The organism is Paraurantiacibacter namhicola (assembly GCF_001687545.1).
Taxonomy (GTDB): Bacteria; Pseudomonadota; Alphaproteobacteria; order Sphingomonadales; family Sphingomonadaceae; genus Paraurantiacibacter; species Paraurantiacibacter namhicola.
This window is the reverse complement of the sequence record NZ_CP016545.1, coordinates 793,846-819,516: the sequence shown is the minus strand read 5'-3', so window position 1 is coordinate 819,516 and position 25,671 is coordinate 793,846. Positions and strand designations below refer to the sequence as shown.

The following is a 25,671-nucleotide window of genomic DNA, read 5'->3' as shown; positions in this document are numbered from 1 at the left end:
TCAGCGGGCGATCAGTGCGCGGACTTCCCTTCCGCATCGCGCAGCGGCGCGGTGCGACCGGCGCTGGCTGCAAAGGCACACAGCAGCGCGTAGCAGACGGCCGGGATGACGAAGGCAACGGTGTAGCTGCTTGCATCGGAGACCGCACCGACCAGCAGCGGCACGAATGCGCCGCCAATGATGCCGGTGCACAGCATGGCCGAAGTTGCTTCCTCGCTCGCGGTCGAACGCTCCAGCGTCAGCGTGAAGATGACCGGGAACATGATCGAGTTGAACAGGCCGATGGCCAGCGCGACATAGCCGGCCGTCACGCCGCCGATGAAGAACACATACATGCACATGGCCGAAGCGATGGCAGTGAACAGCACCAGCAGCTTCGTGGCCTTGACCTTGTAAAGCAGGGCAGAGCCCAGCAGGCGGCCCACGAAAGCGCCGCCCCAGTAATAGGACACGATCTTGCCGGCATCCTGCAGGTTCATGCCCCAGGTGTTATCCGAATTGAGGAACAGCGCCATCTGCGCGCCGATCGCCACTTCAGCGCCGACGTAGAGGAAAATCGCGCCTGCACCGATCAGCGCCCATTTGGAGGAGAACGCCTCCGAAATCAGCTCACCGATATTCTTGCCGGACCCGATGACAGGAGCAGCGGAGGACACGGTTTTGCGGGCGAAGAAGAAGAATACCACCAGTGCGATCAGCAGGCCGCAAATCCAGAAATAGGCGGTGTCGATGCCGAGCAGCGCCGCATTGCGGACTTCGTCGGTCAGCTCCACGCCCTCTTCCACTTCCACGCCCTTCAGGAACAGGACAGAACCCAGGAACGGGCCAATGATGGTGCCGAAGCTGTTGAAGGTCTGCGCCAGCGTCAGGCGAAAGTGGCTCTTTTCGGGATCACCGAGAGCGGCAGCCAGCGGGTTGGCGGCCACCTGCAGCATGGTGATGCCGCTCGCCAGCACGAACAGGCCCAGCAGAACCAGGTTGTAATTGGCGATATTGGCCGCGCCCAGCATGATGAGGCAGGCGATGACCATCATGATCAGGGCCACGAGGATGGAGGGAACCGCTCGCCACTTGGCTATGACAGCGGCAGCCGGGAAGCTGATCACGCCATAAGCGATAAAGAACGCAAAGGCCGAGAGCATGGCCTGCTGGTCCGTCAGCGTGAAGATGCCCTTCACGGCGGCGACCAGCGGGTCGATCAGCGAGGTGATGAAACCCCAGGCGAAAAACAGCGTGGTCACCGCAATGAATGCGGCGAGCACGGTTGGCTTGCGTGTCTGGTCGTTCATGGAATGATATCCTTCCCCATCGCCGCGTCTTGCCGCGCGGCTATCCTTCTCGCCCTACTTGTGGCGCGAAGGGCTGTGCAGGGCAATCACTTTGTGAACGCTCCCATCGCCATGCTTGCGTATACATGGCGCTGCCGGGCCATGCCCGGGCATGCATGCGGGCCTACATGGCGGTGCAGTTCTGCCCGGCCAGGATGCGAAACACGTTTGTATTGTCGTCACCCTCATCGCGGATGTAGGTCACACCCTCGATCGTAAACATCTGGTCCTGCGTAGTGCCCATGGTTTGTATCACATCCATCGCGGGTTCCGGCAGGGGATCGCCGACAGCCGTGCCGAAGCGCGTGGTGACCTGGGCGGCATCGTCCGCATCGCGGCCATCCTCCAGCATCCACCAGCCAGTCCATGCCCCGCCGCTGAAAGACAGCTGTAGCGGGCCGAAGGCGATGAATTCCATCGAGCCGGACGAGCATTCCTCCATCCGTTCCACGGGGCCGGGATCGCCAAGGTAGCGTGACAGGATGCTGACCATATCGGGCTGCGAGAGGCCGAAGGGTATCAAATTGTCGGGCTTGCCCTGCTCCAGGATAGTCAGGCCGTCACCCGTGGCGACGATACGCGGCACACCACCGGTCAGCGGCAGGTCCATGCCCGCCTCCTCTTCCTCCGGTTCGCCGACCAGCGTGCACTGGTAATAGGCATCCCGCATGGACAGGATGCCGTAGCCGCCGCCCATCACGAAGCGGATGTCGCCGTCAGCGTAATGCGTGAAGGGGCCGTCATCGGACGAAGCAACTTTTGTGAGCCGCGCCGTGCCGCTCTCGCCCATGCGGATGGCCTGCACGTCGGCACGCTCGGAATCGGTGCTGGAGAGGATGACGATAAGGCTGTCGTGAGCATCGCTGGCGCAGACAAGCTGGTCATCGAAGGATGCCTGGGCCGGGGCGTAAATGCAGATCGCCGCAAGTGCAGCAGGCAGGCACAGGGCGCGCATCGGGTTAACCAGATTCGTCATCATATCCCCCTTGTTGGCTTCATCGGCTTCGGATCGATGGCCGCGGTTTCGGCCCCTAAGGGTGCATGATGCCTGAATATTTTGGTTGTGGCCAATTCAGCTTCGGCGCGCGGTTTCCTGCCACAGCTGGAAATCGCGTGTGTAGAGGGATTGCAGCGCCGCGCTGGTACCCGGCTCCTCGAGCAGCGGCATCAGCGACTGCTGGCGCTTGACGAGCAACATACGCCGCGCCGCTTCGCGCAAGGCGGGCACACGCTTCGCCAGCGTCCACGCCAGCGCGCTGACTGGGCCCCTTGGCCTTTCCCCCCGATTGCCTTCGGGGCGGGCCGAGAGGATAGCACTCGCCTCCGGTCCTCCGACCTGCGCCGCAATGTCGGCCATAAGGGCATCAACCTCATCGACACGGTACAGCTGCGTCGCAACGCGCTCCCCGCCGGTCTCGACAAAGTCTGCCTGCGGCTGGAAATGGATCATCTCTGCGGGGAAAAGGCCGCCCTGCAGCTGCTGCAAGCGGCCCAGCATATCCGCCAGCGCCTGCTCCAGCTCATGCTGCGACAGGGCCTCTATCGGAGCCTCGCCATACATCTCCAGGTGCTGGGCAAAGGCGGAACCGAAGCGGGCCACCGGATCGCGCAGCACGGCGTAGCACGTATAATCCTGTATCTGCGCGAACAGGCCAGGCCATGCGCTGCGCAGCGCAGCGAGCGGGACATGGGCATGATCGAGCATGCCGAGCACCTGATGCGGCCTTGCCCCGGGGGCGGAGAACTGCGGCTCTCCCTGCAGGCCCTCCAGGGCGGCGCGGATCGCTGTGCCGGCGCATTTCGGGATGTGGATGAAGGCGAAGCGATGGGTGTGCGAGACGATCATTGCCCGGCCGCCCCTGCACCGCGGGACGCCAGCCACGCAAAGGGCCCCGGCCATACGCCGGTCTGGCGGCGCAGCAGCAGGCCCAGCGAGAGGTTCCACGCAAGCATGCTGGCAGCGGTCGCCGCGGCGGCGCCTACCATTCCGTATGGCGGGATCAGGATAGCGTTCAACACGACATTCGCCACCGCACTGAAGATGCCTGCATGCAGCGTGCGCCGTTCGTGCCCCTGCATGTTCAGCAGCATGCCAACCGGCCCGAACAGGCCTGTGACAAGGTTGGCTGCCGCCAGGATCATCAGCGGCAACCAGGCAGGGATGTAGACCGTGCCCAGCACGAAGGCGATCGCCCACTTGCCCGCGACGAATGCGCCCAGGAAGGCGAGGAGCGCGCCGAGCCCGGTCAGCGTCGCACCCAGCCCCAGCAGCCTGCCCAGCGCCTCCGGCCTTGCCTTGCGGCCCAGCGCCGCAACTTCCGGCGCGAATGCGCTGCCGATTGCCAGCAGGGGAAAGCCCACCAGCTGCGCGCCCTGGAAAGCGACGCGGTAAAGTCCGACATCGTCCGGCGTCGCGATGGCCCCCAGCATGATCACATCGGCCCGCCCGTTGATGAAGGACAGGCCGGCCAGCAGTACGAAAGGCAGGACGATGGGCCATTGCGGATCGGGCGCGATGGGGTCCGCCGCGCGCGCCTCTTTCGGGAAGTAATGCCGCAGCCGGCTCCATGCGAACACCAGTGCCAGCAGCGTGGTCGCCACGTTCAGCGCCATTGCCTGCGCCGCGCTGAGCTTTGCTCCTGCCAGCAGTACGAGCCCGACGACCAGCAGCAGCATTGCAATGGGCTGCACCACGAGGCTGGGAAGCGACGACTGGATCGCCTGCCGCAGTCCCTGCAATTGCCCGCAGATCAGCGCCAGCGCCGCCCCAGCCGGGACCAGCGCCAGCGCGACGAGGTAAGTCGGACGGTCGAAAGCGGCCATCCATCCGCCGGCCGGCAGCACAAGCAGGCCGACAGCCAGCGCCAGCGCCACTGTGATGAAGGTATAGGTCCAGCCGGCCCTTACCTGCCCGGCCATGCGGCCAAAGTCGGCGTTCTCATGGTGCCGCGCGAGCTCTCGCATGGTGACGGGCGGCACGCCGAAGGTCGACACTACCGCCAGCATCGCCACCAGCGAGGTGGCAAACGCATATTGGCCATAAGCATAAGTGCCGAGATGCCGCGCCAGCACCAGCGCCACGCCCAGGCCCAGCACGCGGTGCAATATGCCCAGGCCGCCCACACCTGCCAGCCCGCGCAGGATCCGGCGTGTCACATCGCCATGCGGTCCGAACCGTTCGAGCAGGGCCGCAAGCGCCCCGGTCACGGTGCGTCGGTATCGGAGTAGAATGGGGTCGCAAAAGCGGGCATCGTGGCGCGGTCCGGATGGTTTGGGCCGGGCGGAGCCAGCCCCGCCCTGCGCGTTCCGGCATAGCGGGAAGGCAGGTCATGCCAAGCCCGCCTGCGCCGTTATGCGCCGCTTATGCGCCGGGAAGCGGGGTTTTCAGGCCGCGGCGAGCAGCGCCCGGGCGCTGCCTTCGACCTGGTCCCATTCCCCGCTGCGTCGCAGGACCTGCTCCAGTTCACCGGCCTTGCGGCCCAGTTCGTCCTGTCCGAACATGCCTGCTGTCCCGGCCAGCTTGTGCACCAGCGATGCGACCTCATCGATCACGCTGTCATCCAGGCTGCCCCGGTCGAGCAGGGCCGAAACCGCATCGATGGCTTCTGCGCGCCGCGCGGCCCAGCGGTCCTGCAAGCTGGCCGAGGCCTGCGATATCTGGTTGTCCTGCCGGATCGGCGTGGGCGGGGCGGGCTGCATGATTGCTGGGTCTTCCATGGCGGTTTCCTCCTGTACGGGCCGGGCAACGCGCCTCTCCGGCAGCCATTGGCGCAGCGTCTCGCGCAGCGCACCGATCGTCAGCGGCTTGCTGAGGTGCTGCTGCATGCCGGATTCGAGCGCCGCCTCGATATCCTCGCGATAGGCATTGGCAGTAAGGGCGATGATCGGCAGCTGCGCCTCGCCGATACCGGCCTCCCTGATCTTGCGGGTCGCGGCAAAGCCATCGCAGCGCGGCATGCGCACATCCATGAACACAAGGTCGAACTGCTGCCCGCGCTCTTCCGCCTCGAGCACCTTGGTCACCGCTTCCAGACCGTCCGTCGCCAGGACGACGCGCTGGCCTGTGCGCTCGATCATCTCGCGCATCAGGATCTGGTTCAAATCGTGGTCTTCCACCAACAGCACGAGCGCGCCGGAGCGATGCGCCCTTGTGCCCTGCACCTTGGTGGCCTCGGTGTCCTCGCGCCGGGCCGCCACGGTCAGCGGCAGTTCCAGCGTGAAGCGCGTCCCCACGCCGGCGGTGGAAGAGACGGTGATGTCGCCCTTCATCATGCGCGCCAGCTGGTGCGAAATCGCCAGGCCCAGGCCCGTGCCGCCAAAATCGCGCGTCGTGGACATGTCCTCCTGCTCGAAGGGACGGAAGATTGCCTCCAGGCGTTCGGGCGCGATGCCGGGGCCGGTATCGGTAATGGCAATGCGCATCCGGTCATCCGTGCGGCAGACCTTGATCTGCACATGTCCGCGATCAGTGAACTTCACGGCATTGCCCACAAGGTTGAGAAGGATCTGCCGCATGCGCAGCGGATCTGCCATCACCAGATCGGGCAGGTCCTCCTCGATGGTGCAGGATAGGTCGAGGCCCTTTGCCTCCGCCGTGGGACCATGCATCCGGCAGCATGTCTCTACCATCTCCGCTAGCGGCAGCACTTCCGGCTTTATCTGCACCTGTCCGGCTTCGATCTTGGAGATGTCGAGGATATCGTTCAGCAGCGCCATCATGGATTGGCCGCTCTCCACGATCAGCTCGGCATGGCGGTGCGAGCGGGCGGGAAGGTCCGCCTCGACCAGCAATTGCGCAAAGCCGAGCACGCCGTTCATCGGCGTGCGGATCTCGTGGCTCATATTGGCCAGGAATTCGCTCTTGGAACGGGCCCCGTTCTCCGCTGCGGCGCGCGCGTCCTCAAGCTGCGATTCCAGCCGTACGCGGCGGGTAACATCGCGCGCGCAGGCCACGATGTCGCCATCCTCGGCGCCATCAGCCACGCCAAGCGCGGAACAGCTGATTTCGACAAATTCGGGATCGCACGATGTGCCGGCCAGCGCGCGGCGGAAGGTCAGCGTGGCGGGGCCATGCGTGCGCTCTGCCTGCGCGGCCATGAAGGCGTCGAAATCCGCGCGCCCGTCGGGATGGACGTAATCCAGCAGCGGGCGGCCTATCGCCTCCGCCGGGTCGGCACCCAGCAGGGCAGCAAAAGCGGGGGAGGCAAAGGTTATGCGCCGTTCGCGGTCGATCCGGATCACCGCATCAGTCGCATGGTCGGTCAGCAATCGCAGCGCCGCCTCGCGTTCGGCCAGGCGCTCCATCGTCAGGCGCTGGTGCGACAGGACGGCGGCCACCGGCACGCCCAGCGCAAAGATGCTGGCCAGGAACAGCTGCAGCACGGCCATCTGCTCGAACAGCGACCCGTCGATCAGCGTGATGGGCCCCAGTCCCATGGATGTCGCGATCATGGCGATGATGGCGATCTTGGAGACGGAGAACGCCGTGCCCAGCAGTCCAAGCCGGAAGGCGTGGACCAGCACCACGTTGGCGGACAGGAACAGCAAGGGGAATTCGGTCTGCGCAAAGACGCCGATGACAGTCGCCGTGCCGATGGCAGTCAGGCCGATCCATTCCTTCGCCTTGCCGCGAGAGATTGCCGGTCGGTTGCGGATGGCATCGATGAAGATCAGCAGGATCGGCGCTGCCAGCATCATGCCCAGCGCATCTGTCAGCGCCCACATCGCCGCGTCTTCCAGCAGGCCTGTCGTCTCCCCCGGATGAAGCACGAGTGTCGCGATGATGGAGGAACAGAGCGGGGCGACGATGCAGGCCGCGAACAGCAGGCCAAGCAGGTCCTTCGTGCGTCCCATGTCCGGCACCCGCCCCACCAGCCGCCTGACGAGCATCACGGCAACGGCAATCTCGACGGCATTGGCAAGGGACAGGCCGATGGCGGTGAAGGCCTCGTCACCAACAAACAGGTTCGCGGCGATATTGGCCGGCCAGCTCAGCGCCAGCGTGGGCCAGACGGGCAGGCGCGGGACGCCCAGGATCAGGGCAACAACCACGGCATTGGGCAACCACAGCGCGGCGATCCGCCCGGCCCCGCGGGTCAGCTCTATCGAGATGACGGCAATCACGCCGAAGGCGAGCGCGACAAGGGCGGCAAGAAGCCAGCCATACCAGCGGCGGTCCTGTATTCTGGTCATCACGCTCAACCCGCCGGCATCGTGCGGCTGCCGGGATACCCCGCCAGCGCCTGCTCCACGCGCTGCGGAAGCAGGCCGGGCGCAATGGGCTTGCGCACGAAATCGTCCGCGCCGCCGCGTAATGCTTCCAGCACATAAGTCGTCTGCGGCAGGGCCGTGATGACGATAATCGGCACATGGGCATGGGCATCGTCCGCCCGCAGCGTCTCGAGCGCGGCAAGCCCGTCGACATTGGGCATGGCGATATCGGTCACGACCAGATCCGTGCCGCCAGCCGCCAGCGCCACCATCAGCGCCTCACCGTCGGCGCAGGTTTCCACCTCGTGACCGGCCAGCGCCAGGTCCATGCGCAGCAGGTCCGCCTGCAAGCCATCGTCTTCTGCCAGAACTATCCTTGCCATTCGCGTGCCCCCTAAAGCCCACCGTGCGGTTCAGTGGTTTCGCGCTAGCTTTGCAGGTGTTAAGCCTGCCCCCAGAGACAGGACCGTAACTTTACGGATTGCAGCGGGAATACGCATGGCGGCGACAGGATCAGGGTCCGGCTATACGGTACGCAAGAAGCCGCGCTGGTGGCTGATTGCGGCCATCGTGCTGTTCCACATATTGGTGCTGGCCGGCCTCGCCCGAGCACTGGCGCCGGACTTCACTGCCGGCATCGTGGAGGATGCGACCAGCCTGATCACCGTAACCGTCACCGCGCCCGAACCGCCGCCCCCGCCTCCGCCCGATGTCGAGCCGGAGCCGGACGAGGGCGCATCCGGGGAGGAAGGCCGCGAAGCCACGGCGCGCGAGGTCATGGCGCCCGAACCCAAGGTGAAGATCCCGCCCAAGCAAGCCGCCCCCAAGGCCGCCTCCACCGGCAATGCCAACCAGTCCGGCGCGCGCGACAGAGGCGATGGCACGGGCGCTGGCGGCCCGGGCGACGGGACCGGCAGCGGCAATGGCGGCAATGGCAGCGGCAATGGCATTTCGCCCATCGTCTCACGCCCTTCGCTGAAATCCGGATCGCTGAATGAGTCGCGCGATTTCCCGACCCCGCGGGGCGGTCGGCAGGTCCGCTTCGGCACCAGCATTACGGTGATGTTTACCGTTGGTGTCGATGGCAGGGCCCGCAATTGCCGCGTGACGGATCCCGGTCCAGACCCGGCAACCAATGCCGTGCTGTGCCCGCTGGTGGAACAGCGCCTGACCTTCAATCCGGCGCGCCGCGCGAATGGCGAGCCGGTGGCGGCGGAATATGGCTGGATCCAGCGGTTCGGCCGCAAGTGAGGACAAGGATTTGAGCAAGATCACACCCGTCATCCTGTGCGGAGGCAGCGGCACGCGCCTCTGGCCGCGCAGCCGCAAGGACCGGCCCAAGCCCTTCCTGCCGCTGATCGGGGACAGCACGCTGTTCCAGGCTACGCTGGAGCGCAGCGCCGATGCGGCACAATTCGGCCCGGCCATCATCGTGGCGGGCGAGGCGCATGTGCCGCTGATCGAGGAGCAGGCTGCCGGCTTTCCCGGAACCAGCATCATCGTGGAACCTGCCGCGCGCAACACCGCGGCGGCCATCGCGCTGGCAGCGGCGCGGCTGGACCCCGATGACGTGATGCTGGTCTGCCCCAGCGATCATCACATCGCCAATGTCGAAGCGTTCCGGACAAGCGCCGCGCTCGCCGCAGACCTCGCTCGCAAAGACTGGCTGGTCGCTTTCGGTATCGAGGCCACAGCGCCTGAAACCGGATATGGCTATATCCGCCGCGGTGACAGCCTGCCGGGCGGCGGATACGAGGTCGCCCGCTTCGTGGAGAAGCCCGACCTGGAAACCGCGCAGGGCTTCCTCGCCAGCGGGGATTACGCCTGGAACGGCGGTATCTTCGCATTCCGCGCCGATTTTTTCATGGAAGAGCTTTCGCGCCATCGCCCGGCTATCGCCGCAGGTGCACGCAGCTCCGTAGCGGCAGGCCGCGAGGACGGCGCGCGCTTCCATCCCGATGCGGCGAGCTTCGGCGCAATCGAGGGCGAATCCGTCGATTATGCCGTGATGGAAAACACAGACCGCGCCGCAATGGTGCCGGCCGCAATGGGCTGGAGCGATATCGGCAACTGGCACGCCCTGCGCGATGCGCGCGCTGGAGGCGACGCCGGCAATGTGGTGCGCGGCAAGGCCGACCTCGTCGATTGCAAGAACGTGCTGGTCGAAAGCGACGGACCGCGCGTCTCCGCCTTAGGGCTGCGCGATATCGCCATCGTCGTCGACGGGGACGAGGTGCTGGTCACCACGATGGACGGCGCGCAGCTGGTCGGCAAATTGCCGGGCGCTTCATTGCAATGAGGCAGCGCGCTTAATTCAGCGTCTCGTCGCCGGAATCCAGGCTCCGCGCCTTGGCAACCGCGCTTTCGAGGTCTTTGGCGCTGTAAGGTTTCTTCAGCGTGCCAAGGGCTGCGCTCTTGCTCAGCTTCTCGATCGTCTCGCCGTAACCGGTGGCGAAGAAATAGGGCACGCCCAGCTCGCTCAGGCGCGAGGCCACGGGCTCGCTCGATTCGTCCCCAAGGTTGAAGTCGAGCAGGGCGAAGTCCGGCTTTGCCCGTTCCACGGCCTTCAGCGCATCCGCGACATTGGGCGCGACCGAGATTTCTTTGAAACCGATGTCGCGCAGCGCATCCTCGGCGTCCATGGCAATGATCATGCTGTCTTCGACCACCAGCGCCACGCGCATGGGATTGCCCGATGCGCTGGAAGCGGAGGTTTCTGCTGGTTCGGCAATTGTCTCGGCAGGACGAACAACCTTGCGCCGGGTTTCGACATGGCGTGCGGGAATTAGGAAATCCGCTTCCACGCCGGACAGGGAATAGCGCACTTCAGCCTGGCCGCGCAGCTCGTGCGGGATGCTCTTCTCGATCACCGTCGTGCCGAAACCGCGCCGGGTTGGCGGCTTTACAGGCGGGCCGCCAGCTTCCCGCCAAGAGATATGGCAATCACCATATTCGTCGAGCGAAGTCCCGATTTCCAGCCTGCCGGAGCTGTCGCATAGCGCGCCATACTTGGCCGAATTGGTCATCATCTCGTGGATCACCAGCGCAATGACAGTGTAGGCTTCAGGTGCGACCTCTACATCCTCGCCCTCGATCAGGATGCGGTCGATCTTCTGCTGCAGGTAGGCCTCGCCCTCGGCGCGGATCAGCTCGTGCAAAGGTGCGGCGGACCATTCCTCGCGCGTGATGTTGTCATGCGCCATCGCCAGGGCCCGGACGCGGCCAGTGATGGTTTCGGAGAACGCATCGATATCGGTGGCATCGGCGCGGCTCTGGTTCACCAGGCCGCGGATCAGCGTCAGGATGTTGCGCACCCGGTGATTGAGCTCGCCGATCAGCAATTGCTGCTGCTGGTCCGCGCGCTTCCTTTCCTGCATCGCCTCGTCCGTCAGGCGCAGGAGCACTTCCAGCAGGCTGATGCGAACGCGTTCTGCCAGGGCGAGCTCCTCGCGCTTCCACGGCACGCTGCGGCCATCGACCGATTGCTGCCACGCCTCGAAACTCTTGCGCGGGGTCAGGCGTGCGCCATTGGGCCCATATTCGACCGGCTTTTCCGGATTACCCGCCCAAGTGACGACCTGCGACAATTCCTTGCGCCACAGCACCACATAGTCGCGCGGCCTGCGCGAGACGGGGATGATAAGCGCACCCACGGCCCGGTCTGCAAAGTCCTGCGCGGCAGGGATGAGAGAAGGTAGGCAATCGTTGGCAATCACCGTGCTGGTGGCGGACGTGTTTAGCGCACCCACGATGGCGCGGAACTCCTCCTCGTTCGGCGCACGACCGGTGGAGGAATAGACACCGTCGATGAATGCGCTTGCCCCGTCGTGCGGGATTACTGGCTCGACGACCTTGCCGAAGCTGCGCATGCTATCGACCATGTCCCCGCCGCTCGCCAGGCGCGAAATCAGCTGGTCATGCAATTGCTGCCCGCGTTCGGCGAGAATGTTGCCGAGGTTTGACAGCAGGATTTCCAGCTGCAGGGAAAACAGCTGCGAGAACAGTTCCGCACTTGTCCGCAGGCCGTAAGGCACGCGGCACGAGGAATAGTGATGACAGGCAAACAGGCCCCACAGCTTCCCGTCGACGATGATGGAGATGGATAGCGACGCGCCCACACCCATGTTCTTCAGGTATTCGATGTGGATCGGGGACACGGCGCGCAGCACGCTGTGCGACAGGTCCAGCTTCGTCCCGTCCAGGCTCTGCGGCGGCTCGATCGGAACCGGCTGTGCGTTAACATCCGCGATAATGCGGAAAGGGTTCTCTAGGTAGAGCTTGCGCGCCTGCGCGGGAATATCCGTCTTGGGATAGCGCAGCGTCAGGAAGCTATCGAGATGCCCCTCGCGCGCTTCGGCAATCACTTCGCCGCTCAGGTCCGGATGGAAGCGATAGACCATCACCCGGTCGATGGAGAGCAGGTCCTTCAACTGCTCGGCGGCCTTCTGGCACAGCGTCTCCACCGTGTTCTCGCCGCCCAGCTCCTTCATCACCGGGCGCAGGATGGCAGAGGACCGGCGAATGGCGTCGCGGTCATGCGGTTCGGCCTCGAGCACGGTGAAGCGCCCCGAACAGTGGATGGCCACGTCGAAGAACTTGTGATTGTCGAACAGGTCCAGGCCGAAACGTCGCTCTGTGAAACCGCTCTCGCGTGCAAGGGCGGCAGCTTCGCGCATGGTTTCCATCGCCTCTGGCGCGACGTGTTCGGTCAGCGCATCGCCGCTCGCCATAACGCGGTCCGTGCCGAAGATCTCGCCTGTGTTGGTGGAGGCATGCGCCACGATCCAGTCAGACGTCAGCGCCAGCAGGGCGCCGAAATCCTGCACCAGACCCAGTTCATGGATCGGTTCGCGGTCGCAGCTGGTCAGGTCGACCGAATTGTTATCTGCCTGGTTCATGCCGCCTGCTCCCGGCGCGCAGGAAGGCATTGCACGAACCAATCGAAAGCCGATTGTGCAGCCGAAATTGCCGGCGCGGCCTCCGCCTCACCAACCTCGTTTTCCAGCAAGGGGCGAAGGTGCTGCCAGAAGCGCGGCATGGCTGGATCGGATAAGAAAGCCTGCGGAACATCGTGCACGCCGGCCTTCACCAGCATGGCCAGCATCGCCCGGTTTCCGAGCGAGGATCCCGCAATCACCCATGCAACACCGATCGGATCGACATCGCCCGCGAATTGCGGCGCGCCATCAGCCACCGGCACTTCCAACCCGAGTTCCTTGAGGTCCTGCCGAGCGAGGGCAGCCGTTGCGGGCGGACGCAGCGCGAGCGGGCAATTGGCATCCAGCCATGCCTCCAGCGACGCGCGCGCCTGGTACTGGAAACCCAGGAATTCCCCGTAGTGCACCGGATCGCAAAAGCGTGCAGGATCGAATGCGCCGTCCAGCACATCGTGGGCGGCGCGTGTCGTGTCACGCAGGCGAAGGCGCAAACTTGTGCCTCGCGCAGGATCGGTCTTGCGGATATATCCCTCCAGGCGCCGGAACTTTCAAAAACGAAGCCCGTCTGAAAGCTGCAAACGCAGCAAGGGCCATTGCGTTCCAGCAAATTACAAAAGTTATCTAATTCGTCCAAGGCCTTATTTGGAAAACATAATGATCGCGCAGACTATCCAGCTGGCCCTCGCCCCCGTCTTCGTGCTGGTCGCCATCGGGAACATACTGAACCTGCTGTCCGGCCGGCTGGGACGGGTGGTGGATCGCTCGCGCCTGTTGCAGGGCCGTCACCCGGAAACAGAAGGGATGGAGCATGACATGATCGTGCGGGAAATCCGCGTGATCGCCCAACGCATCGACCTGATCGGGCAAGCGATCCGGTTGCTCGTGTCCAGCGGCCTTGCCATCGGGGTGACGGTGGTGCTGCTGTTCGTGGAAGAATTCGCCGGGTTCGACGCACCCTTCCTGGTCGCGGGCACATTCATCCTGGCAATCGTGCTTCTGATGATCGCCCTCTTCCAGGTGATGCGCGAGACGAAACTCGCCTCAGACGCGCTGCGCATCCCGGACATGTACCTGGAGCCGGAGCGAGAAATCTGATCCCGCGGTCCAGCCGGATCAGTCAGGCTTTTCGCTGTCGCGCGGAGGCGCAATCAGACGCTCGCCCTGCTGGCGGATAGCGCCTTCGACCATCGGGGCCACGAAGCTGAGAGCCAGCGGCAGTTCGATATCGAACAGTATCTGGTCATCCTCGATCTGGACGTGGCCGTTCATCGTCTGGCCCATGGCGGAAATGGCCATATCCATCCGGTCTTCGCTTGCCCAGCTGGTGGTGATGTCCGCCATGCCGCCGGGCACGGCATTGCCGATATCGTCCGAATTGTCGCGCAGCCGCTGGCGGACGATTTCCTTGTCGAGCGAATGGGGAATGGCGACCTGCATTATGTTTTCTCCGTATCGGCCACCGGGCTGTCCGGATCGCCATATTTGTAATCGAGGTAGCGTGTGCGCACGGCGAGGTCGTCCAGCGATCCTTCCGCCAATTGCCGCGTCACGTGATCTATTTCCTTGGAAATCTTGCGCAGGGAGCCGGTCAGCTGTTCGTCCGGCGTGGCCCCGGCGCGCTTTTCGCCGCGCAGGTTTCCGGGGATCTTGCGATAGCTATCCACCGTTTCCGGCAGCAATTCGCCCACCAGCTTGCGCGTCTCCGCAGCGGCGGGATGGGCGGGATCGACATGTGCCAGTTGCGCGCCAAGCTGATCCAGCTGGACGCCGATATCGTCCACCAGCTGCACGGCTGGCGGCGGCAGCGCCGGGCGCTGCGCTTCCAGCCACAGCTCCGTGCGGGCGACCAGCTTCTTGGCATCCTGCGTGCGGGTGAGGTCGACCCGCCCCGGAACCTTCATCTTCTGCGACAGCACGCCGCTGAACAGAAGGATCGCCACGAGTATCGTGACCATGATCCCCCAGAATCCGATGCCGTCCAGCACCGCGCCTGCAATGCCGACGCCAACCGCGATCGCCACGATGCCGATGGCCAGCTGCACCAGCTTCTTCGTGAAGTGCTTCGACCTGATCCGGGCAGAACCACGGCCGATCGGCTTGCCGACGACTTCCAGCCGGCGCCCACCGGCGCGCTGGTCTGCAAGCGAGCGCTTGGCCGAAGCCATGATCTCGCGCGACTGGGAGGTACTATCGGACATCCTCGCGCGCTCAGCCTTCCAGGCTTAGCAGCGAGTCTTCGCTGGCAGCGACCTGCCTGGCCGCCTGGGCCTGTCCTTCGGCGCGGGCGATATAGCCCTTGGACCGCTCGACCTCGGCACCCAGCGTTTCCACCGTCTGCTTCATGTTGGCGAGCGCCTTCACCTTGAAGTCGTCCACCTCGTCCATCGTGTCGTAGATGTTCTGGAACGCGCGCTGCAGCGTCTCCAGCGGGATGGTGGAGCTGGCGGCCTGTTCGTGGATCTTGCCGGTCTGGTCGCGCAGCATGGTGCTGGTGGAATCGATGATGCCGGCGGTGGTGTCGTTCAGCTGGGTGATCTGCTGCAGCACCAGCCGCTGGTTGGTCATGGCTTCCGCCACGGTCACTGCCGTGCGCAGTGCACCGACGGTGGTGGTGCTGGCGCGGTCCACGCCCTTCACCAGCTCGACATTGTTCTTCTTCACTAGGTCCAGCGCCAGATACCCCTGCACGCTGACGGCCATCTGCGTCAGCAGGTCCTGCCGCCGCTGGCGAACGTAGAACAGCGCGCTCTCGCGGATCGCCTTGGCCTTTGCCGGATCGGTCGCATCGAGCTCGGCGGCCTTTTCTTCCAGTCTGTCATCCAGCGTGCCGGCGATGTGAATCATCTGTTCCAGATTGCCCATCGCTTCCCACAGCTTCTGGCGCTCCACATCGATGGCGGCATTGTCCATCAATAACTCGTCCTTGCCGCTCGACAGGTGGCCGAGGATGGACTGGATGTGCGTCTGCGCGCTCTGGTACTTGCGGAAATAGCTGGTGATCTTGTTGCCGAAGGGGATGATGCCTAGGAACTTGCGCGTCTTTGACAGCTTGCCGTTCTTGCCGGGATCGAGATCTTCCACCACCACGCGCAATTCGGCCAGATTGGCGCCGACGCCGGATTCCTGGTCCATCGCGCGAACCGGGCGGTCCAGGAATCGGTTCGACATCTGCGCCGCAGCCGCGATTTCCTTACGCCCCATGTTGGTGATCTGGTCCACCTTCTGGCCAAAGTCCGGGGAATTCGCGTCCAGCTCCGCCAGTTCGGTGACGAAACTGTCCACCTTGGCATCCAGCTTGGACTTCTTTTCCTCTTCCACCGGGACGAGCCCTGCGGCCTTATCGGGCGCGACGGCGGGAACCGGATCGGGCGGCGTCAGGTCGAAATCGTTTTTCGTGGCGGTGACGGTTTCTGTATTGGTAGCCATGATCCCTCGCGATAGCTCGCCTACTGTATTAGTGTAACAAGACACGTGTTTCAACACTAACCGCTTCCCGCGGCGCCCGCCAGCATCTAGAATTGCCGCAAATCGAGGGGACAGACTTCAGCCATGGCAACCCAGCAGGCACCAGCCGCATCACCGGAATCGCAGGCCGGACTATCAGCAACGACCACCAGCACGAAGCGAAGCTTCAGCGACGTGGTGCTGCATTTCCGCGAATACTGGCACGAAACCGTCGTAGGCACGGTGGACCAGCAGGCCGTGATCGAGAAGCGGCGCGCCGAATGCACGCTATCGGCGCGTTACCTGCTGATGACGGCCATGAGCGCTGGCATCGCTATTCTGGGCCTGCTGCTGTCCAGCCCGGCCGTAGTCATCGGCGCCATGCTGCTTTCGCCACTGATGGATCCGATCATGGGGCTGGGCTTCAGTTTCGCCACGGGCGATTTCAAATGGCTGCGCCAGTCGGCGAAATCGCTCGCCATCGGCACGGTCATGGCCATTGCCTTCTGCGCCTTCGTGGTCTGGGTCAGCCCGCTGCAGACGATCACGGAGGAGATCGCATCGCGCACGAGGCCGAACCTGTTTGACCTGGCTGTGGCACTGTTTTCCGCCATCGCCGGCGCATACGCCATGATCCGCGGGCGGGACGGAACGATCGTGGGCGTGGCCATCGCCACCGCCTTGATGCCGCCGCTGGCCGTGGTCGGCTTCGGCTTTGCGACTTGGAATGCCACCGTGTTCTGGGGATCGCTGCTGCTGTTCTTCACCAACCTCATGACCATCGCTCTGACCGCTACGGTGATGGCGCGGCTGTATGGCTTTCGCACCAACCTTTCGAACAAGCAGACGCTGGCGCAGACCCTGCTGATCGTGGCGGCTTTCGTCAGCCTGGCCATTCCGCTGGGCCTGTCGCTGATCAGCATCGCCGGGGAATCCGCCGCGTCCCGCCAGGTGAGCAATGCGATTGCCGAGCAGTTCGACGAGAATACGCGGATCCAGCAGGTGGACGTCAGCTTCGCGAGCGAGCCCCTGTTGGTGACCGCCACCGTTCTGACCCCGCAATTGCAGCCCGATGCGGAGCGCCGCGCGGCCGCCATCATCGCCAAGCGGCTGGCCCGCCCGGTCGATCTGAAGCTGACGCAGGTGGAGGTCGGCTCCAGCGCCAGTGCCGCCGAGGAAGCCCAGCTTTCCGCCGCGCGCGAGAACGAGGCCAAGGCGCTGGAGCAGGAAACGAACCTGTCGCGCAGGCTGGCGCTGGTCGCCGGTGTCAGCGATGGCGAAGTGCTGGTGGACCGCGGACGGCAGCGCGCCGTCGTCACCGCCCGGCCATTGCCCGGGGCGAACCTCGCCACTTACCGCGAGCTGGAGGCCCGCGCCGCGCAGGACTTTGACGGCTGGACCATCCAGGTCCGCCCGCCCGCCGGACCGCTGCCGACAATAGAGTTCCAGGATGAAGTGCCCGATGCCGAAGCGCTTGGGCTGGTGCGCTGGGCCGGCGTGCGGGTCGGCGCGCCGATTGCGATTTCCGGCCCGGCCGATGCGGTCGCCGCGCTGGCGGAAACGCTGGGCGGTGACGGGATCGCCGTGATCGCCACACCGCGCGGAAGCGGCTATGGCCCTGTCACGATGCGCTGGGCCGCACCCGATGCCACAGGAGACCAATGACCATGCCTGCCGAAATCCTCGTCCTCGCCCTCGCCTGCGTCCTGCTGTTCGTCCATGTCCAGGTGGCGATCCACAAGAAGACCGCGCAGTACGGGGTCGACTGGAACATGGGCCCGCGTGACGAAGACACGCCGCCGCTGAATGACGTTGCCGCCCGGTTGGAGCGTGCGCGCGACAATTTCCTCGAGACATTCCCCGTCGCAATCGTGGCACTGTTCGGCGTGGTGCTGGCGGACAAGTCCGGCCCGGTTACGGAAGCAGCGGCTTGGACGTGGCTGGGCGCGCGCGCCGTCTACCTGCCGCTCTACTGGTCCGGCGTGCACAAATGGCGTACAGTGGTGTTCGGTATTTCCGCGATCGCCCTGCTCGTTCTGCTGGGCGTGCTGATATTCGGGTGACGCAATGAAGACAGCTTTCTTCGGCCTCGGCCTCGCACTGGCAGCTTCGGCGGCCCTGTACGCACCTGCCGCAGCGCAGGACGAAGGCACCTTCGCCGCGCGCATGATGCCTTATGTAGAGGCGCAGAAGCCGGACGGCTGGACGCTGCGGCTGGACCCGGCGGACCCGGCGGTGATTATCTACCGCACCCCGGAAACGGACGTGGACGGCTTCGTCAACCTCCACCGCGTGCAGGCCCTGTGCGAACGTTCTAGCGAGCGGGAATGCGATGCGATCTCCGCCGATTTCGCGCGCAAGATCTTCGAAGCGCCCAAGGAATTTACCCGCGATGACCTGCGCGTGATCGTACGCGACCAGGCCTATATCGATTACATCGATGCCGAATTGCCGCCCGAATTCGAAAAGCCGCCCATGCGGCGGGTCGGCGACGATCTCTATGCGATCCTTGCCTTCGACGGGGACGAGACGATCTCGCTTGTCCGTCCCTCGCAGCTTCCCGGCCTTTCGCTGAGCGAGGATGAGGCTTGGGACCTGGGCTTTGCCCAGAGCGTGGAGGGCAAGCCTGCTATTCCCGCGATGAAGTCGACCGGCACGCTAGGTGGCGAGGAAATCTATTACTTGACCGCGCTGGTCTATGACCTGCCGCGCTGGGGCGCGCTGGCAGAGGCGAGCGGCGCGGACTTCTACATGGCGATTCCCAGCCAGTTCGAGATCGACTTCGGGACGGCGAGCGATGCGCAGCTGCCCGCCATCGCAGCAGCTACCGCACAAAAGTGTGACGAGGCGATGCGCTGCATCAGCCCCAACGTCTATCGCTTCCGCGAAGGGCGCTGGGTGATCGCGAACAAGTAAGGCGCCGGCGAAGGCTGCCGTGTCAGGCAGCGACGCTGAACGGCTCGATCTCTCCGGACAGATACAGCTTCTTCGCCTTCGCGCGGCTCAGCTTGCCGGAGGACGTCCGCGGCAGTGTGCGCGGCGGCACCAGTTCTACCACGCAGTTCATGCCGGTGATGGAGCGGACCTTGTCGCGGATCTCGTCACGCAGGCGCACGCGGTCTTCCGGGTCGGATACGCGGCAATGCACCAGCACGGCGGGCGCTTCTTCGCCATTCTCCGTCTCCACGGCGAAGGCAGCGATATCGCCATGGTTGAAGCCGGGCAGCTGCTCCACCGCCCATTCGATATCCTGCGGCCAGTGGTTCTTGCCGTTGATGATGATCATGTCCTTGGCGCGGCCCACGATGAACAGGTAACCACCCTCGTTCACATAGCCCATGTCGCCAGTGTCCAGCCATTCATCGACCAGGCATTCCTCGGTCGCTTCGGGATTGCGGAAATAGGAATGCATCACGCTGGGCCCGCGGCACCATACCTTGCCGATCTGGTGATGGCCCTTCACCTCGCCATTTTCGGCGCGCACTTCCACGTCCATGTCGGGCAGCGGTTTGCCGCAATTGACGATGGCGCGGTATCGGGCCGGGCGGCTGAGATCACGGCGCGTGCCGGAAAGGCGCTCTTCCTCCACCAGTTCCACCTTGATGCCTTCGCCCGGCGGCATGACGGTGACGGCCAGGGTCGCTTCGGCGAGGCCATAGGACGGGGTGAAAGCGCTGGCTTTGAAACCCGCGTCGGCAAAGGCGTTGACGAAGTTCTGCATCACGTCCGGCCGGATCATGTCCGCCCCGTTGCCGGCAACGCGCCAGCGCGACAGGTCGAACCGGTCGCCGACATGGCTCTGGCTGGAAATGCGGCGCGCGCAGATGTCATAGCCGAAGGTGGGTGAATAGCTGAGCGTCGTGCCCCTGTTCTGGCTGATCAGGCTGAGCCAGGCGAGCGGGCGGCGCGCGAAGTGCTCGGTCTTCAGGTAATCCACGCTCATCTGGTTGGAGATGAGCGAGAGGAAGCAGCCGACCAGGCCCATGTCGTGGTACCACGGCAGCCAGCTGACCACGCGGTCCCCGTCACCCACTTCCATGCTGGCGGCATGGCCGAACAGATTGTGCAGCAGCGCCTCGTGCGTGACGGCGACACCGGTGGGGAAGCGGGTCGAACCGCTGGAATATTGCAGGTAGCAGATGTCGTCCGGCGATGGCGCGGCCAGCTCCGTCTCCGGCGCTTCGCGCTGGGCGAAGCTGTCCCAGTCCACGCCTTCGCAGCCCTGCCGCTCCGCCGCGGCACCGGCCATCTCGGCGATTTCGGGCGGGTAGATCAGCACCTGCGGGTCGCAGCTCTGCAGCTGGACCGAAAGCTGGTCCACATAGCTGTCCTTGCCGCCGAAGGTTGTCGGAAGCGGCAGCGGCACGGGCCATGCGCCGGCATAGACGCAGCCGCAGAACAATGCGGCGAACTCCGGTCCGGTCTCGGCGATCAGCGCCACGCGCGTGCCCTTGCCGATACCGCTTGCCACCATACGCCGCGCGGTCTGCAGCGCATCTTCGCGCAGCTGGGCATATGTCAGCACATGCTCCAGGTTTCCGCGCATATCGTGGAAATTCATGCCCTTTTCGCTCTTCGCGGCATAGTCGATCGCCTCGGCAAAGGTGGCGAAGTCCGACCGGCGACGCGGCAAGGGGCAGTCGTTCGGGGTTGGCGTGGGTTCTGTCATGTCAGGAGATGTGGACCCGTCTTTTCTCTGGCGCCGGAGTGATATGGCGCGGGTGATAGCGATCCCTCAGCTTGCCCGGGCGTGAATGCCCTTGCTGAAACGTTTCCCTTCGACACGAAGTGTGGCACGAATAAGGCCGATGGTTTCAGAAAAAACCGGCCCGGGGCGTCGCAAACGCCCGCCCAAACCGCTCGATGAAGCGAAGCTGCGCGACCTTGCGCTGCATTACGTGGCGCGCTTCGCCACCTCCTCGGCCAAGCTGGAACGCTACCTGACCCGCAAGCTGCGCGAGCGTGGTTGGGGCGGTGAGCGGGACCCGGATGTGCCCGCCTTGGTCGCCAGCCATGTGGAGGCGGGTTATATCGACGACGATGCCTATGCCCGGATGCGCGCAGGCAGCCTCACCTCTCGCGGGTACGGCGCGCGCCGCGTGGCGCAGGTGCTGCATGCGGACGGACTGGCGGAAGATGTGCGCGCCGCCCATGCGCCGGACGAACGCGCCCAGCGAGAGGCCATCCTGCGTTATGCGAAGCGCCGACGCTTCGGGCCGTTTGCAGCCGATCCCGCGGCAGCCGCCAGTGATCGCGCCTTGCGGGAAAAGCAGCTTGCGGCAATGGTCCGCGCAGGCCATTCCTTCGACCACGCGCGCGCCGCGTTGGACGCCAGGAGCGAAACCGCGCTGGAAGAATGGGTCGGAGAATACGAATGCTGAGCTTCATCACACGGCGCTTCCTTGCCGCTCCGCTGGCCGCGATGGCCCTGCTGGCCATGCCCGCCTGCAATGCCCAGGGCAGCAGCAACGCCGCGCCCGCCGAAACGCCCAGCGCGCCGCAGCGCCATCCGGTCAGCGGGCTGGAAGTGATTCCGGTGACCGTGACGGCGGACGGGCAGGAGCATGTCTTCATGGCCGAAGTCGCCCGCACGCCCGAACAGCAGGCCCAGGGCATGATGTACCGCGAGGAAATGGGGCCGATGGAAGCGATGATCTTCCCCCGCCCGCAGCCGCGCATCGCCAGCTTCTGGATGAAAAACACGCCGCTGCCGCTGGACCTGATCTTCATCGGGGCGGACGGCAAGGTCATCAATGTCGGATACGGCGAGCCCTATAGCGAGGGCCGCATCCTGTCGGACGCGCCCGCCGCCGCCGTACTGGAAGTGAATGCTGGCGTGGCGGAGCAGCTTGGCATCGGCCCGGGCGCTTCGGTCCGCTGGTAACCGCAAGCCGCTTGCCCGTGGCAGCGGCGGCGATTAAGGCGCTTGGCCATGGGAATTCTCGGTAAGATCTTCACCTGGTGGGATGGCGCCACGATCGGCACCAGCCTGTGGTCCTCGCGCAATGGCGAGCATGTCGGCACGGATGCGCAGGGCAACCGCTATTTCCGCAGCAAGAATGTGAAGGATGGCCAGCGCGAGCGGCGCTGGGTCATCTATGACGGCGCCAACGATGCCAGCCGCGTGCCGGCCGAATGGCATGGCTGGCTGCACGGCGCAGGCGAGGACGTGCCCGAAAGCTTCCTGCCCCCGCCAAAGATCTGGGAAGTGGACTACACCCCCAACGCCACCGGCACGCAGGATGCCTATCGTCCGGCCGGCGCGCTGGAGCGTGGCGGCAAGCGTGCCCGCGCGGGCGGCGATTACGAAGCCTGGTCGCCGGACGCCTGATGCGGTTTACAGCCGCCCTTGCCGCGTCTGCGGCGCTGCTGCTGGGCGCTTGCAAGGATGAAGCGCCTGCCCCCCGCGTGCAGGAGACCGAAGTCCCCGAGGACCTCGCCACCATGACCGCGCCCGCCGAAATGGCGGAGCAGGACGGCACGCCCATGGAAGAGCGCGTCGCCACGCTGGGCCTGCTGAACAAGCGCAACAATATCAGCCAGGATATCGAGCTGAAGCCGGGCGAATCGCGCCGCGTGGGCGATGTGATCGTGCGCCTGTCCGCTTGCGAACGCACCGCGCCTTACGAGACCGCGCCGGACGAGGGTGCCTTCGTGCAGGTGCTGGTCAATCAGCGTCCGCCCGATGGCGGTGATGCCGGATGGCAGCGCGTCTTTTCCGGCTGGCTGTTCAAGAACAAGCCCAGCATCAATGTGGTCGAGCATCCGGTCTACGACGTTTGGGTCAAATCCTGCGCAATGACCTTCGACGGGGAGGCCGCGCCGCCGCCATCAGCGCCCGAGCCGTCGGAAACAGCCGCATCGGATAGTACGGAAGCGTAAGCCGCCGGCAGGTCCACCGGCCCCTCGCCCGGGCCGGCATCCCGCATCGCATCGCCCAGCAGGGCAAGGTATTCCGACTGCGGCATGGCCACCGCGCCCAGCGAGGCGAGGTGATCGGTCATGAACTGGCAGTCCAGCAGCTCCGCCCCCGCGCGGCGCATCAGCACCACCAGCCATGCCAGCGCGACCTTGGAGGCATCGGTGGCGCGCGCGAACATGCTCTCGCCGCAAAACACCCGGTCGAAGGCAACGCCATAAAGGCCGCCGACCAGCTCTTCGCTCCCGTCCTCGCCGTCCAGCCAGCATTCGATGGAATGAGCATGCCCCGCCAGGTGCAGCGCGCAATAGCTCTCCACGATCCGCTCGCTGATCCAGCTTTCGGGATGGTCGGCGCGCGGCGCCGCGCAGGCCAGCATGACATCGCGAAAGGCACGGTCGATTGTGACGCGGTACGTCCCGCGCTTCAGCGTCCGCAACAGGCTGCGCGAGACATGCAGCCCGTCAAGCGGGATTGTCGCCCGCTCGCGCGGCTCCACCCAGAACACCTCATCGTCCTCCCGGCTGTCGGCCATGGGAAAGATGCCGCTGCGATACGCGAGCAGCAGGATTTCAGGCGGGATCGTGTTGGCGGGCTTGCCGTGCATGCGCGCAGCGATAGCGCGATCAATCACCGCCTTGCCAACACAATCGATGCGTCCTAGAGGCGCTTTTCCCTGCAGGGGTGTAGCTCAGTTGGTAGAGCATCGGTCTCCAAAACCGAGGGCCACGGGTTCGAATCCTGTCACCCCTGCCATTTTGTTTTCGTGATCCCGCATCCGCGGGATCGTCCTCCCGGCAATTCCCTTCGTTCGCTTCGCTCTCTGCGGGGCCGGTCCGGGCGCGCGGTCGTGCTTGCGGTTCGCTTGCCGCGAACCGGTGGCGACGTTGACGCTCTTTAGCCGGCCCAGCGCTGATCGGTGCGGTCGATGTGGAGTTCGCCTTCGAAGGGGCGGCACAGGTCGAAGGCGTCTGCGGGCGATCCCTCCTGCCAGATTTTTCGCGCCTCTGCGGTTGCAAGGATTACCGGCATGCGGTTATGGATGGCGGACATCTGCGCGTTCGCATCGGTCATCACCATGGAATAGGCCGCGCCCCACTCGTCCGTCTCGCGGTGGATGCCCGCCACGGTGAACATGTTGGCGCCCGGCATGCTCATCCAAGTCCGTGTCATCGCCCCGCGCTGCCCCTCGGCCTCGGCGAAAGCCTCAAGCGGGATCAGGCAGCGGCGCTGCTCGAAGCTCTGGCGCCAGAAGAAGGACTTCAGCTTGTCCGTGCGCGCATTGTTCACCGGCTTGGGCTTCAGCGGCTTGCCGGTCTTCTTGCTCACCTGCGCAAATGGGAAGCCCCAGGTCATGGAGGTGACTGTGCCATCCACGATCACCAGCCCCGGCGTGCCGGGATAGACGTGGCCGGGCACATTGCTGCCGGTGGCCGCAACCAGCTCGAAGAAGTTCGCGACTTCGGCGGCGCTGTTGGCCATGCGATAGAGGTTGCACATACCGCCCGTCTGGCGAAGCGGGCTGGCGCCTGTCAAATCGCGCGCGATATGCTTACGCAGCGTTAACCATGATGGCGTAGCGCGGAGACGATGAGCGACAATTCCGCCCCCCTGCGCGACGCGCGCTGGCTCGATAGCGGCCGTGTGCGCGGCTATGCGTTGCTGCTGGGCCTCGCGAGCCTGGCGCTGATGGTGAACTCCTATCTCAAGGCCATGGGCGCAGACGGCACGGACTTCCTCGCCTTCTGGGGTGCGGGCCATGTCACCGCCGCAGGCGATCCGGCGGCGGCATATAATCTGGCGATGCAGGAACGGGTGCAGACCGGTACGGGGAGCGAGGGCTGGTTCGCCTTCGTCAACCCGCCGCCATTCCTGTTTGCCACCGCGCCCTTCGGCCTGCTGCCCTTCCCGTTGGCATGGATCGCCTGGGTCGCTGCCACCTATGCCCTCTTCGCATGGGCCGGCATGCGCGCTTTCCCGAAGCTCTGGCCAATCGTACTGGTGTTTCCTGGCGCGCTGATTGCCGCGGGCCACGCCCAGAACGGCCTGCTGACCGGCGCATTGCTGGTGGCAGGTGTCGCCTTCGTAGACCGCAGGCCCCTGCTGGCCGGGGCCGCCATCGGCGCGCTGGTGATCAAGCCGCATCTTGCCTTGCTGCTGCCGTTCTGGCTGGCGGCGGGCGGGCGCTCGAGGGCCTTTATCGCGGCAGGCGTCACGGCAATATCCCTGGTGCTGGCAAGCTGGCTGGCCTTCGGCACCGACACGCTGCGCGCCTACACCGAAAGCTGGGCGGCCAGCGCTGCCATCATGCAGGGAACCGACCCGGATTTCTGGCTGCGCATGGCCACGCTTTATGGCCAGCTGCGCCTATTCGTCACTGCGGAGCTGGCCATGGCGATCCAGGCGCTGGTGACAGTCGGGCTGCTGGTGCTGACCGTGCTCTCGTGGAAGCGCTTCGGCGGCGATGCGGCGGCGAGCGGGGCCTTTGCGCTGGCGGCCACGGCGTTGGCGAGCCCGTATCTGTTCAATTACGACCTGCCCTTCCTGCTGCTGCCGGTGTTGTGGCTTGTGCGGCAGGGCCTGGACCATGGCTTCCGCCCTTACGAGAAGCTGGCCCTCGTCGTCCTGTGGCTGGCGCCTTACGCCACGCGCGCGGCTGCCCTGCCGCTGGAGATCAATTTGATGCCGCTGGCCGCTGCGGCACTTTGCATCATGGTCTGGACCCGGGGCGTGGCAGCAAGAACACAGCCTTAGAAAATCCAATCCTTGCGGGAACCCCGGCAGAAACCCTTGGCTTTTGCACGTCCGGCCATGGCCACGCCATGCGCTGCGA

At 65.0% G+C, this 25,671-nt stretch carries 25 protein-coding genes and 1 tRNA gene; 12 read left to right on the top strand and 14 right to left on the bottom strand.

The features are described 5' to 3' along the window. Nucleotides 1–11 precede the first annotated feature (11 nt). The 6 genes from A6F65_RS03925 to A6F65_RS03900 all read right to left on the bottom strand — a co-directional run bounded on the left by A6F65_RS03925 (nucleotide 12) and on the right by A6F65_RS03900 (nucleotide 7,921). A complete protein-coding gene (locus A6F65_RS03925) occupies nucleotides 12–1,289 on the bottom strand; it encodes a sugar MFS transporter (protein ID WP_067786167.1) in 1,278 nt (425 codons plus the stop codon). Nucleotides 1,290–1,452: 163 nt separating this feature from the next. Continuing rightward, nucleotides 1,453–2,304: a hypothetical protein gene (locus tag A6F65_RS03920; RefSeq protein WP_169816995.1), complete on the bottom strand. Its 852-nt coding sequence runs from the start codon at nucleotides 2,302–2,304 to the stop codon at nucleotides 1,453–1,455. A gap of 96 nt (nucleotides 2,305–2,400) precedes the next feature. Beyond that, nucleotides 2,401–3,174 carry a sulfotransferase family 2 domain-containing protein gene (locus tag A6F65_RS03915; RefSeq protein WP_067786163.1) on the bottom strand — a complete coding sequence of 258 codons (774 nt, stop codon included), beginning with the start codon at nucleotides 3,172–3,174 and terminating at the stop codon, nucleotides 2,401–2,403. After that, nucleotides 3,171–4,535, bottom strand: coding sequence for a flippase (locus A6F65_RS03910; RefSeq protein ID WP_067786161.1), 1,365 nt, complete (start codon nucleotides 4,533–4,535; stop codon nucleotides 3,171–3,173). Before A6F65_RS03910 ends, A6F65_RS03915 begins: the two co-directional genes overlap by 4 nt. Nucleotides 4,536–4,712: 177 nt before the next feature. Beyond that, complete coding sequence (locus A6F65_RS03905; RefSeq protein WP_067786160.1) at nucleotides 4,713–7,520, bottom strand: ATP-binding protein; 2,808 nt, start codon at nucleotides 7,518–7,520, stop codon at nucleotides 4,713–4,715. Nucleotides 7,521–7,525: 5 nt separating this feature from the next. Next, nucleotides 7,526–7,921: a response regulator transcription factor gene (locus tag A6F65_RS03900; protein ID WP_067786158.1), complete on the bottom strand. Its 396-nt coding sequence runs from the start codon at nucleotides 7,919–7,921 to the stop codon at nucleotides 7,526–7,528. A gap of 115 nt (nucleotides 7,922–8,036) precedes the next feature. On the opposite strand from A6F65_RS03900, the gene A6F65_RS03895 reads away from it, so the two are divergent. Both A6F65_RS03895 and A6F65_RS03890 read left to right on the top strand, forming a co-directional pair. After that, nucleotides 8,037–8,789: a hypothetical protein gene (locus tag A6F65_RS03895; protein WP_067786156.1), complete on the top strand. Its 753-nt coding sequence runs from the start codon at nucleotides 8,037–8,039 to the stop codon at nucleotides 8,787–8,789. A gap of 10 nt (nucleotides 8,790–8,799) precedes the next feature. Then, a complete protein-coding gene (locus tag A6F65_RS03890) occupies nucleotides 8,800–9,837 on the top strand; it encodes a mannose-1-phosphate guanylyltransferase (protein ID WP_067789950.1) in 1,038 nt (345 codons plus the stop codon). A gap of 10 nt (nucleotides 9,838–9,847) precedes the next feature. Here the strand turns inward: A6F65_RS03890 and A6F65_RS03885 are convergent, their stop codons facing one another. Together A6F65_RS03885 and A6F65_RS03880 are read right to left on the bottom strand one after the other, a co-directional pair. Continuing rightward, on the bottom strand, nucleotides 9,848–12,436 hold the full coding sequence (locus tag A6F65_RS03885; RefSeq protein ID WP_067789947.1) for an HWE histidine kinase domain-containing protein: 2,589 nt from the start codon (nucleotides 12,434–12,436) through the stop codon (nucleotides 9,848–9,850). Next, the gene (locus A6F65_RS03880; RefSeq protein ID WP_157093044.1) at nucleotides 12,433–12,966 is read right to left on the bottom strand and encodes a biliverdin-producing heme oxygenase; all 534 of its coding nucleotides are present in this window, start codon (nucleotides 12,964–12,966) and stop codon (nucleotides 12,433–12,435) included. The genes A6F65_RS03885 and A6F65_RS03880 overlap by 4 nt, the downstream gene beginning before the upstream one ends. 163 nt (nucleotides 12,967–13,129) lie before the next feature. Here A6F65_RS03880 and A6F65_RS03875 point away from each other — a divergent pair, with 163 nt between their 5' ends. After that, on the top strand, nucleotides 13,130–13,570 hold the full coding sequence (locus A6F65_RS03875; RefSeq protein ID WP_067786152.1) for a DUF2721 domain-containing protein: 441 nt from the start codon (nucleotides 13,130–13,132) through the stop codon (nucleotides 13,568–13,570). 18 nt (nucleotides 13,571–13,588) lie between these two features. On the opposite strand, the gene A6F65_RS03870 is transcribed toward A6F65_RS03875, so the two are convergent. Genes A6F65_RS03870 through A6F65_RS03860 form a run of 3 tightly spaced genes read right to left on the bottom strand, consistent with a single transcriptional unit; the run spans nucleotide 13,589 to nucleotide 15,901 of the window. Next, entirely contained in the window at nucleotides 13,589–13,912 is a 324-nt protein-coding gene (locus tag A6F65_RS03870; RefSeq protein WP_067786150.1) for a polyhydroxyalkanoic acid system family protein, read from the bottom strand. Further along, nucleotides 13,912–14,673 (bottom strand): hypothetical protein, encoded by a 762-nt coding sequence (locus A6F65_RS03865; RefSeq protein WP_067786148.1) that lies wholly within the window; start codon nucleotides 14,671–14,673, stop codon nucleotides 13,912–13,914. Before A6F65_RS03865 ends, A6F65_RS03870 begins: the two co-directional genes overlap by 1 nt. Nucleotides 14,674–14,683: 10 nt before the next feature. Continuing rightward, entirely contained in the window at nucleotides 14,684–15,901 is a 1,218-nt protein-coding gene (locus tag A6F65_RS03860; RefSeq protein ID WP_067786146.1) for a toxic anion resistance protein, read from the bottom strand. 123 nt (nucleotides 15,902–16,024) lie between these two features. Between A6F65_RS03860 and A6F65_RS03855 the strand changes: the two genes are divergently transcribed. The 3 genes from A6F65_RS03855 to A6F65_RS03845 are packed head-to-tail and all read left to right on the top strand — an operon-like array spanning nucleotide 16,025 to nucleotide 18,835. Next, on the top strand, nucleotides 16,025–17,584 hold the full coding sequence (locus A6F65_RS03855; protein WP_083989193.1) for a TIGR00341 family protein: 1,560 nt from the start codon (nucleotides 16,025–16,027) through the stop codon (nucleotides 17,582–17,584). Continuing rightward, nucleotides 17,581–17,982 (top strand): MAPEG family protein, encoded by a 402-nt coding sequence (locus tag A6F65_RS03850; RefSeq protein WP_335645334.1) that lies wholly within the window; start codon nucleotides 17,581–17,583, stop codon nucleotides 17,980–17,982. The genes A6F65_RS03855 and A6F65_RS03850 overlap by 4 nt, the downstream gene beginning before the upstream one ends. Nucleotides 17,983–17,986: 4 nt before the next feature. Continuing rightward, nucleotides 17,987–18,835 carry a hypothetical protein gene (locus tag A6F65_RS03845; RefSeq protein ID WP_067786144.1) on the top strand — a complete coding sequence of 283 codons (849 nt, stop codon included), beginning with the start codon at nucleotides 17,987–17,989 and terminating at the stop codon, nucleotides 18,833–18,835. A 22-nt stretch (nucleotides 18,836–18,857) separates the two neighbouring features. Here the strand turns inward: A6F65_RS03845 and A6F65_RS03840 are convergent, their stop codons facing one another. Continuing rightward, on the bottom strand, nucleotides 18,858–20,588 hold the full coding sequence (locus tag A6F65_RS03840; protein WP_067786142.1) for a fatty acyl-AMP ligase: 1,731 nt from the start codon (nucleotides 20,586–20,588) through the stop codon (nucleotides 18,858–18,860). Nucleotides 20,589–20,727: 139 nt separating this feature from the next. Here A6F65_RS03840 and A6F65_RS03835 point away from each other — a divergent pair, with 139 nt between their 5' ends. The 4 genes from A6F65_RS03835 to A6F65_RS12670 are packed head-to-tail and all read left to right on the top strand — an operon-like array spanning nucleotide 20,728 to nucleotide 22,801. Beyond that, on the top strand, nucleotides 20,728–21,300 hold the full coding sequence (locus tag A6F65_RS03835; RefSeq protein ID WP_067786140.1) for a regulatory protein RecX: 573 nt from the start codon (nucleotides 20,728–20,730) through the stop codon (nucleotides 21,298–21,300). After that, a complete protein-coding gene (locus A6F65_RS03830; RefSeq protein ID WP_067786138.1) occupies nucleotides 21,294–21,803 on the top strand; it encodes a DUF192 domain-containing protein in 510 nt (169 codons plus the stop codon). Before A6F65_RS03835 ends, A6F65_RS03830 begins: the two co-directional genes overlap by 7 nt. 48 nt (nucleotides 21,804–21,851) lie before the next feature. Continuing rightward, nucleotides 21,852–22,250, top strand: a complete 399-nt coding sequence (locus A6F65_RS03825; RefSeq protein WP_067786136.1) for an NADH:ubiquinone oxidoreductase subunit NDUFA12 — start codon at nucleotides 21,852–21,854, stop codon at nucleotides 22,248–22,250. Then, a complete protein-coding gene (locus tag A6F65_RS12670) occupies nucleotides 22,250–22,801 on the top strand; it encodes a DUF2155 domain-containing protein (protein WP_205631900.1) in 552 nt (183 codons plus the stop codon). The genes A6F65_RS03825 and A6F65_RS12670 overlap by 1 nt, the downstream gene beginning before the upstream one ends. Here the strand turns inward: A6F65_RS12670 and aat are convergent. Continuing rightward, nucleotides 22,690–23,445: a leucyl/phenylalanyl-tRNA--protein transferase gene (gene aat / locus A6F65_RS03815; RefSeq protein WP_067786133.1), complete on the bottom strand. Its 756-nt coding sequence runs from the start codon at nucleotides 23,443–23,445 to the stop codon at nucleotides 22,690–22,692. The two genes, A6F65_RS12670 and aat, sit on opposite strands and share 112 nt — an antisense overlap. A 73-nt stretch (nucleotides 23,446–23,518) precedes the next feature. On the opposite strand from aat, the gene A6F65_RS03810 reads away from it, so the two are divergent. Further along, nucleotides 23,519–23,594, top strand: a tRNA-Trp gene (locus A6F65_RS03810). Nucleotides 23,595–23,735: 141 nt separating this feature from the next. Here the strand turns inward: A6F65_RS03810 and A6F65_RS03805 are convergent. Next, nucleotides 23,736–24,338 (bottom strand): SOS response-associated peptidase, encoded by a 603-nt coding sequence (locus A6F65_RS03805; RefSeq protein ID WP_067786131.1) that lies wholly within the window; start codon nucleotides 24,336–24,338, stop codon nucleotides 23,736–23,738. A 90-nt stretch (nucleotides 24,339–24,428) separates the two neighbouring features. On the opposite strand from A6F65_RS03805, the gene A6F65_RS03800 reads away from it, so the two are divergent. Next, the gene (locus A6F65_RS03800) at nucleotides 24,429–25,592 is read left to right on the top strand and encodes a glycosyltransferase family 87 protein (RefSeq protein WP_067786129.1); all 1,164 of its coding nucleotides are present in this window, start codon (nucleotides 24,429–24,431) and stop codon (nucleotides 25,590–25,592) included. Nucleotides 25,593–25,671 lie beyond the last annotated feature (79 nt).

Excerpts from the sequence above, each read along its gene's own strand:
- A6F65_RS03925 (WP_067786167.1), bottom strand. The coding sequence starts at position 1,289 with ATGAACGACCAGACACGCAAGCCAACCGTGCTCGCCGCATTCATTGCG.
- A6F65_RS03920 (WP_169816995.1), bottom strand. The coding sequence starts at position 2,304 with ATGACGAATCTGGTTAACCCGATGCGCGCCCTGTGCCTGCCTGCTGCA.
- A6F65_RS03915 (WP_067786163.1), bottom strand. The coding sequence starts at position 3,174 with ATGATCGTCTCGCACACCCATCGCTTCGCCTTCATCCACATCCCGAAA.
- A6F65_RS03905 (WP_067786160.1), bottom strand. The coding sequence starts at position 7,520 with ATGACCAGAATACAGGACCGCCGCTGGTATGGCTGGCTTCTTGCCGCC.
- A6F65_RS03900 (WP_067786158.1), bottom strand. The coding sequence starts at position 7,921 with ATGGCAAGGATAGTTCTGGCAGAAGACGATGGCTTGCAGGCGGACCTG.
- A6F65_RS03895 (WP_067786156.1), top strand. The coding sequence starts at position 8,037 with ATGGCGGCGACAGGATCAGGGTCCGGCTATACGGTACGCAAGAAGCCG.
- A6F65_RS03885 (WP_067789947.1), bottom strand. The coding sequence starts at position 12,436 with ATGAACCAGGCAGATAACAATTCGGTCGACCTGACCAGCTGCGACCGC.
- A6F65_RS03875 (WP_067786152.1), top strand. The coding sequence starts at position 13,130 with ATGATCGCGCAGACTATCCAGCTGGCCCTCGCCCCCGTCTTCGTGCTG.
- A6F65_RS03870 (WP_067786150.1), bottom strand. The coding sequence starts at position 13,912 with ATGCAGGTCGCCATTCCCCATTCGCTCGACAAGGAAATCGTCCGCCAG.
- A6F65_RS03865 (WP_067786148.1), bottom strand. The coding sequence starts at position 14,673 with ATGTCCGATAGTACCTCCCAGTCGCGCGAGATCATGGCTTCGGCCAAG.
- A6F65_RS03860 (WP_067786146.1), bottom strand. The coding sequence starts at position 15,901 with ATGGCTACCAATACAGAAACCGTCACCGCCACGAAAAACGATTTCGAC.
- A6F65_RS03855 (WP_083989193.1), top strand. The coding sequence starts at position 16,025 with ATGGCAACCCAGCAGGCACCAGCCGCATCACCGGAATCGCAGGCCGGA.
- A6F65_RS03850 (WP_335645334.1), top strand. The coding sequence starts at position 17,581 with ATGACCATGCCTGCCGAAATCCTCGTCCTCGCCCTCGCCTGCGTCCTG.
- A6F65_RS03845 (WP_067786144.1), top strand. The coding sequence starts at position 17,987 with ATGAAGACAGCTTTCTTCGGCCTCGGCCTCGCACTGGCAGCTTCGGCG.
- A6F65_RS03840 (WP_067786142.1), bottom strand. The coding sequence starts at position 20,588 with ATGACAGAACCCACGCCAACCCCGAACGACTGCCCCTTGCCGCGTCGC.
- A6F65_RS03835 (WP_067786140.1), top strand. The coding sequence starts at position 20,728 with ATGGTTTCAGAAAAAACCGGCCCGGGGCGTCGCAAACGCCCGCCCAAA.
- A6F65_RS03830 (WP_067786138.1), top strand. The coding sequence starts at position 21,294 with ATGCTGAGCTTCATCACACGGCGCTTCCTTGCCGCTCCGCTGGCCGCG.
- A6F65_RS03825 (WP_067786136.1), top strand. The coding sequence starts at position 21,852 with ATGGGAATTCTCGGTAAGATCTTCACCTGGTGGGATGGCGCCACGATC.
- A6F65_RS12670 (WP_205631900.1), top strand. The coding sequence starts at position 22,250 with ATGCGGTTTACAGCCGCCCTTGCCGCGTCTGCGGCGCTGCTGCTGGGC.
- aat (WP_067786133.1), bottom strand. The coding sequence starts at position 23,445 with ATGCACGGCAAGCCCGCCAACACGATCCCGCCTGAAATCCTGCTGCTC.
- A6F65_RS03805 (WP_067786131.1), bottom strand. The coding sequence starts at position 24,338 with ATGTGCAACCTCTATCGCATGGCCAACAGCGCCGCCGAAGTCGCGAAC.
- A6F65_RS03800 (WP_067786129.1), top strand. The coding sequence starts at position 24,429 with ATGAGCGACAATTCCGCCCCCCTGCGCGACGCGCGCTGGCTCGATAGC.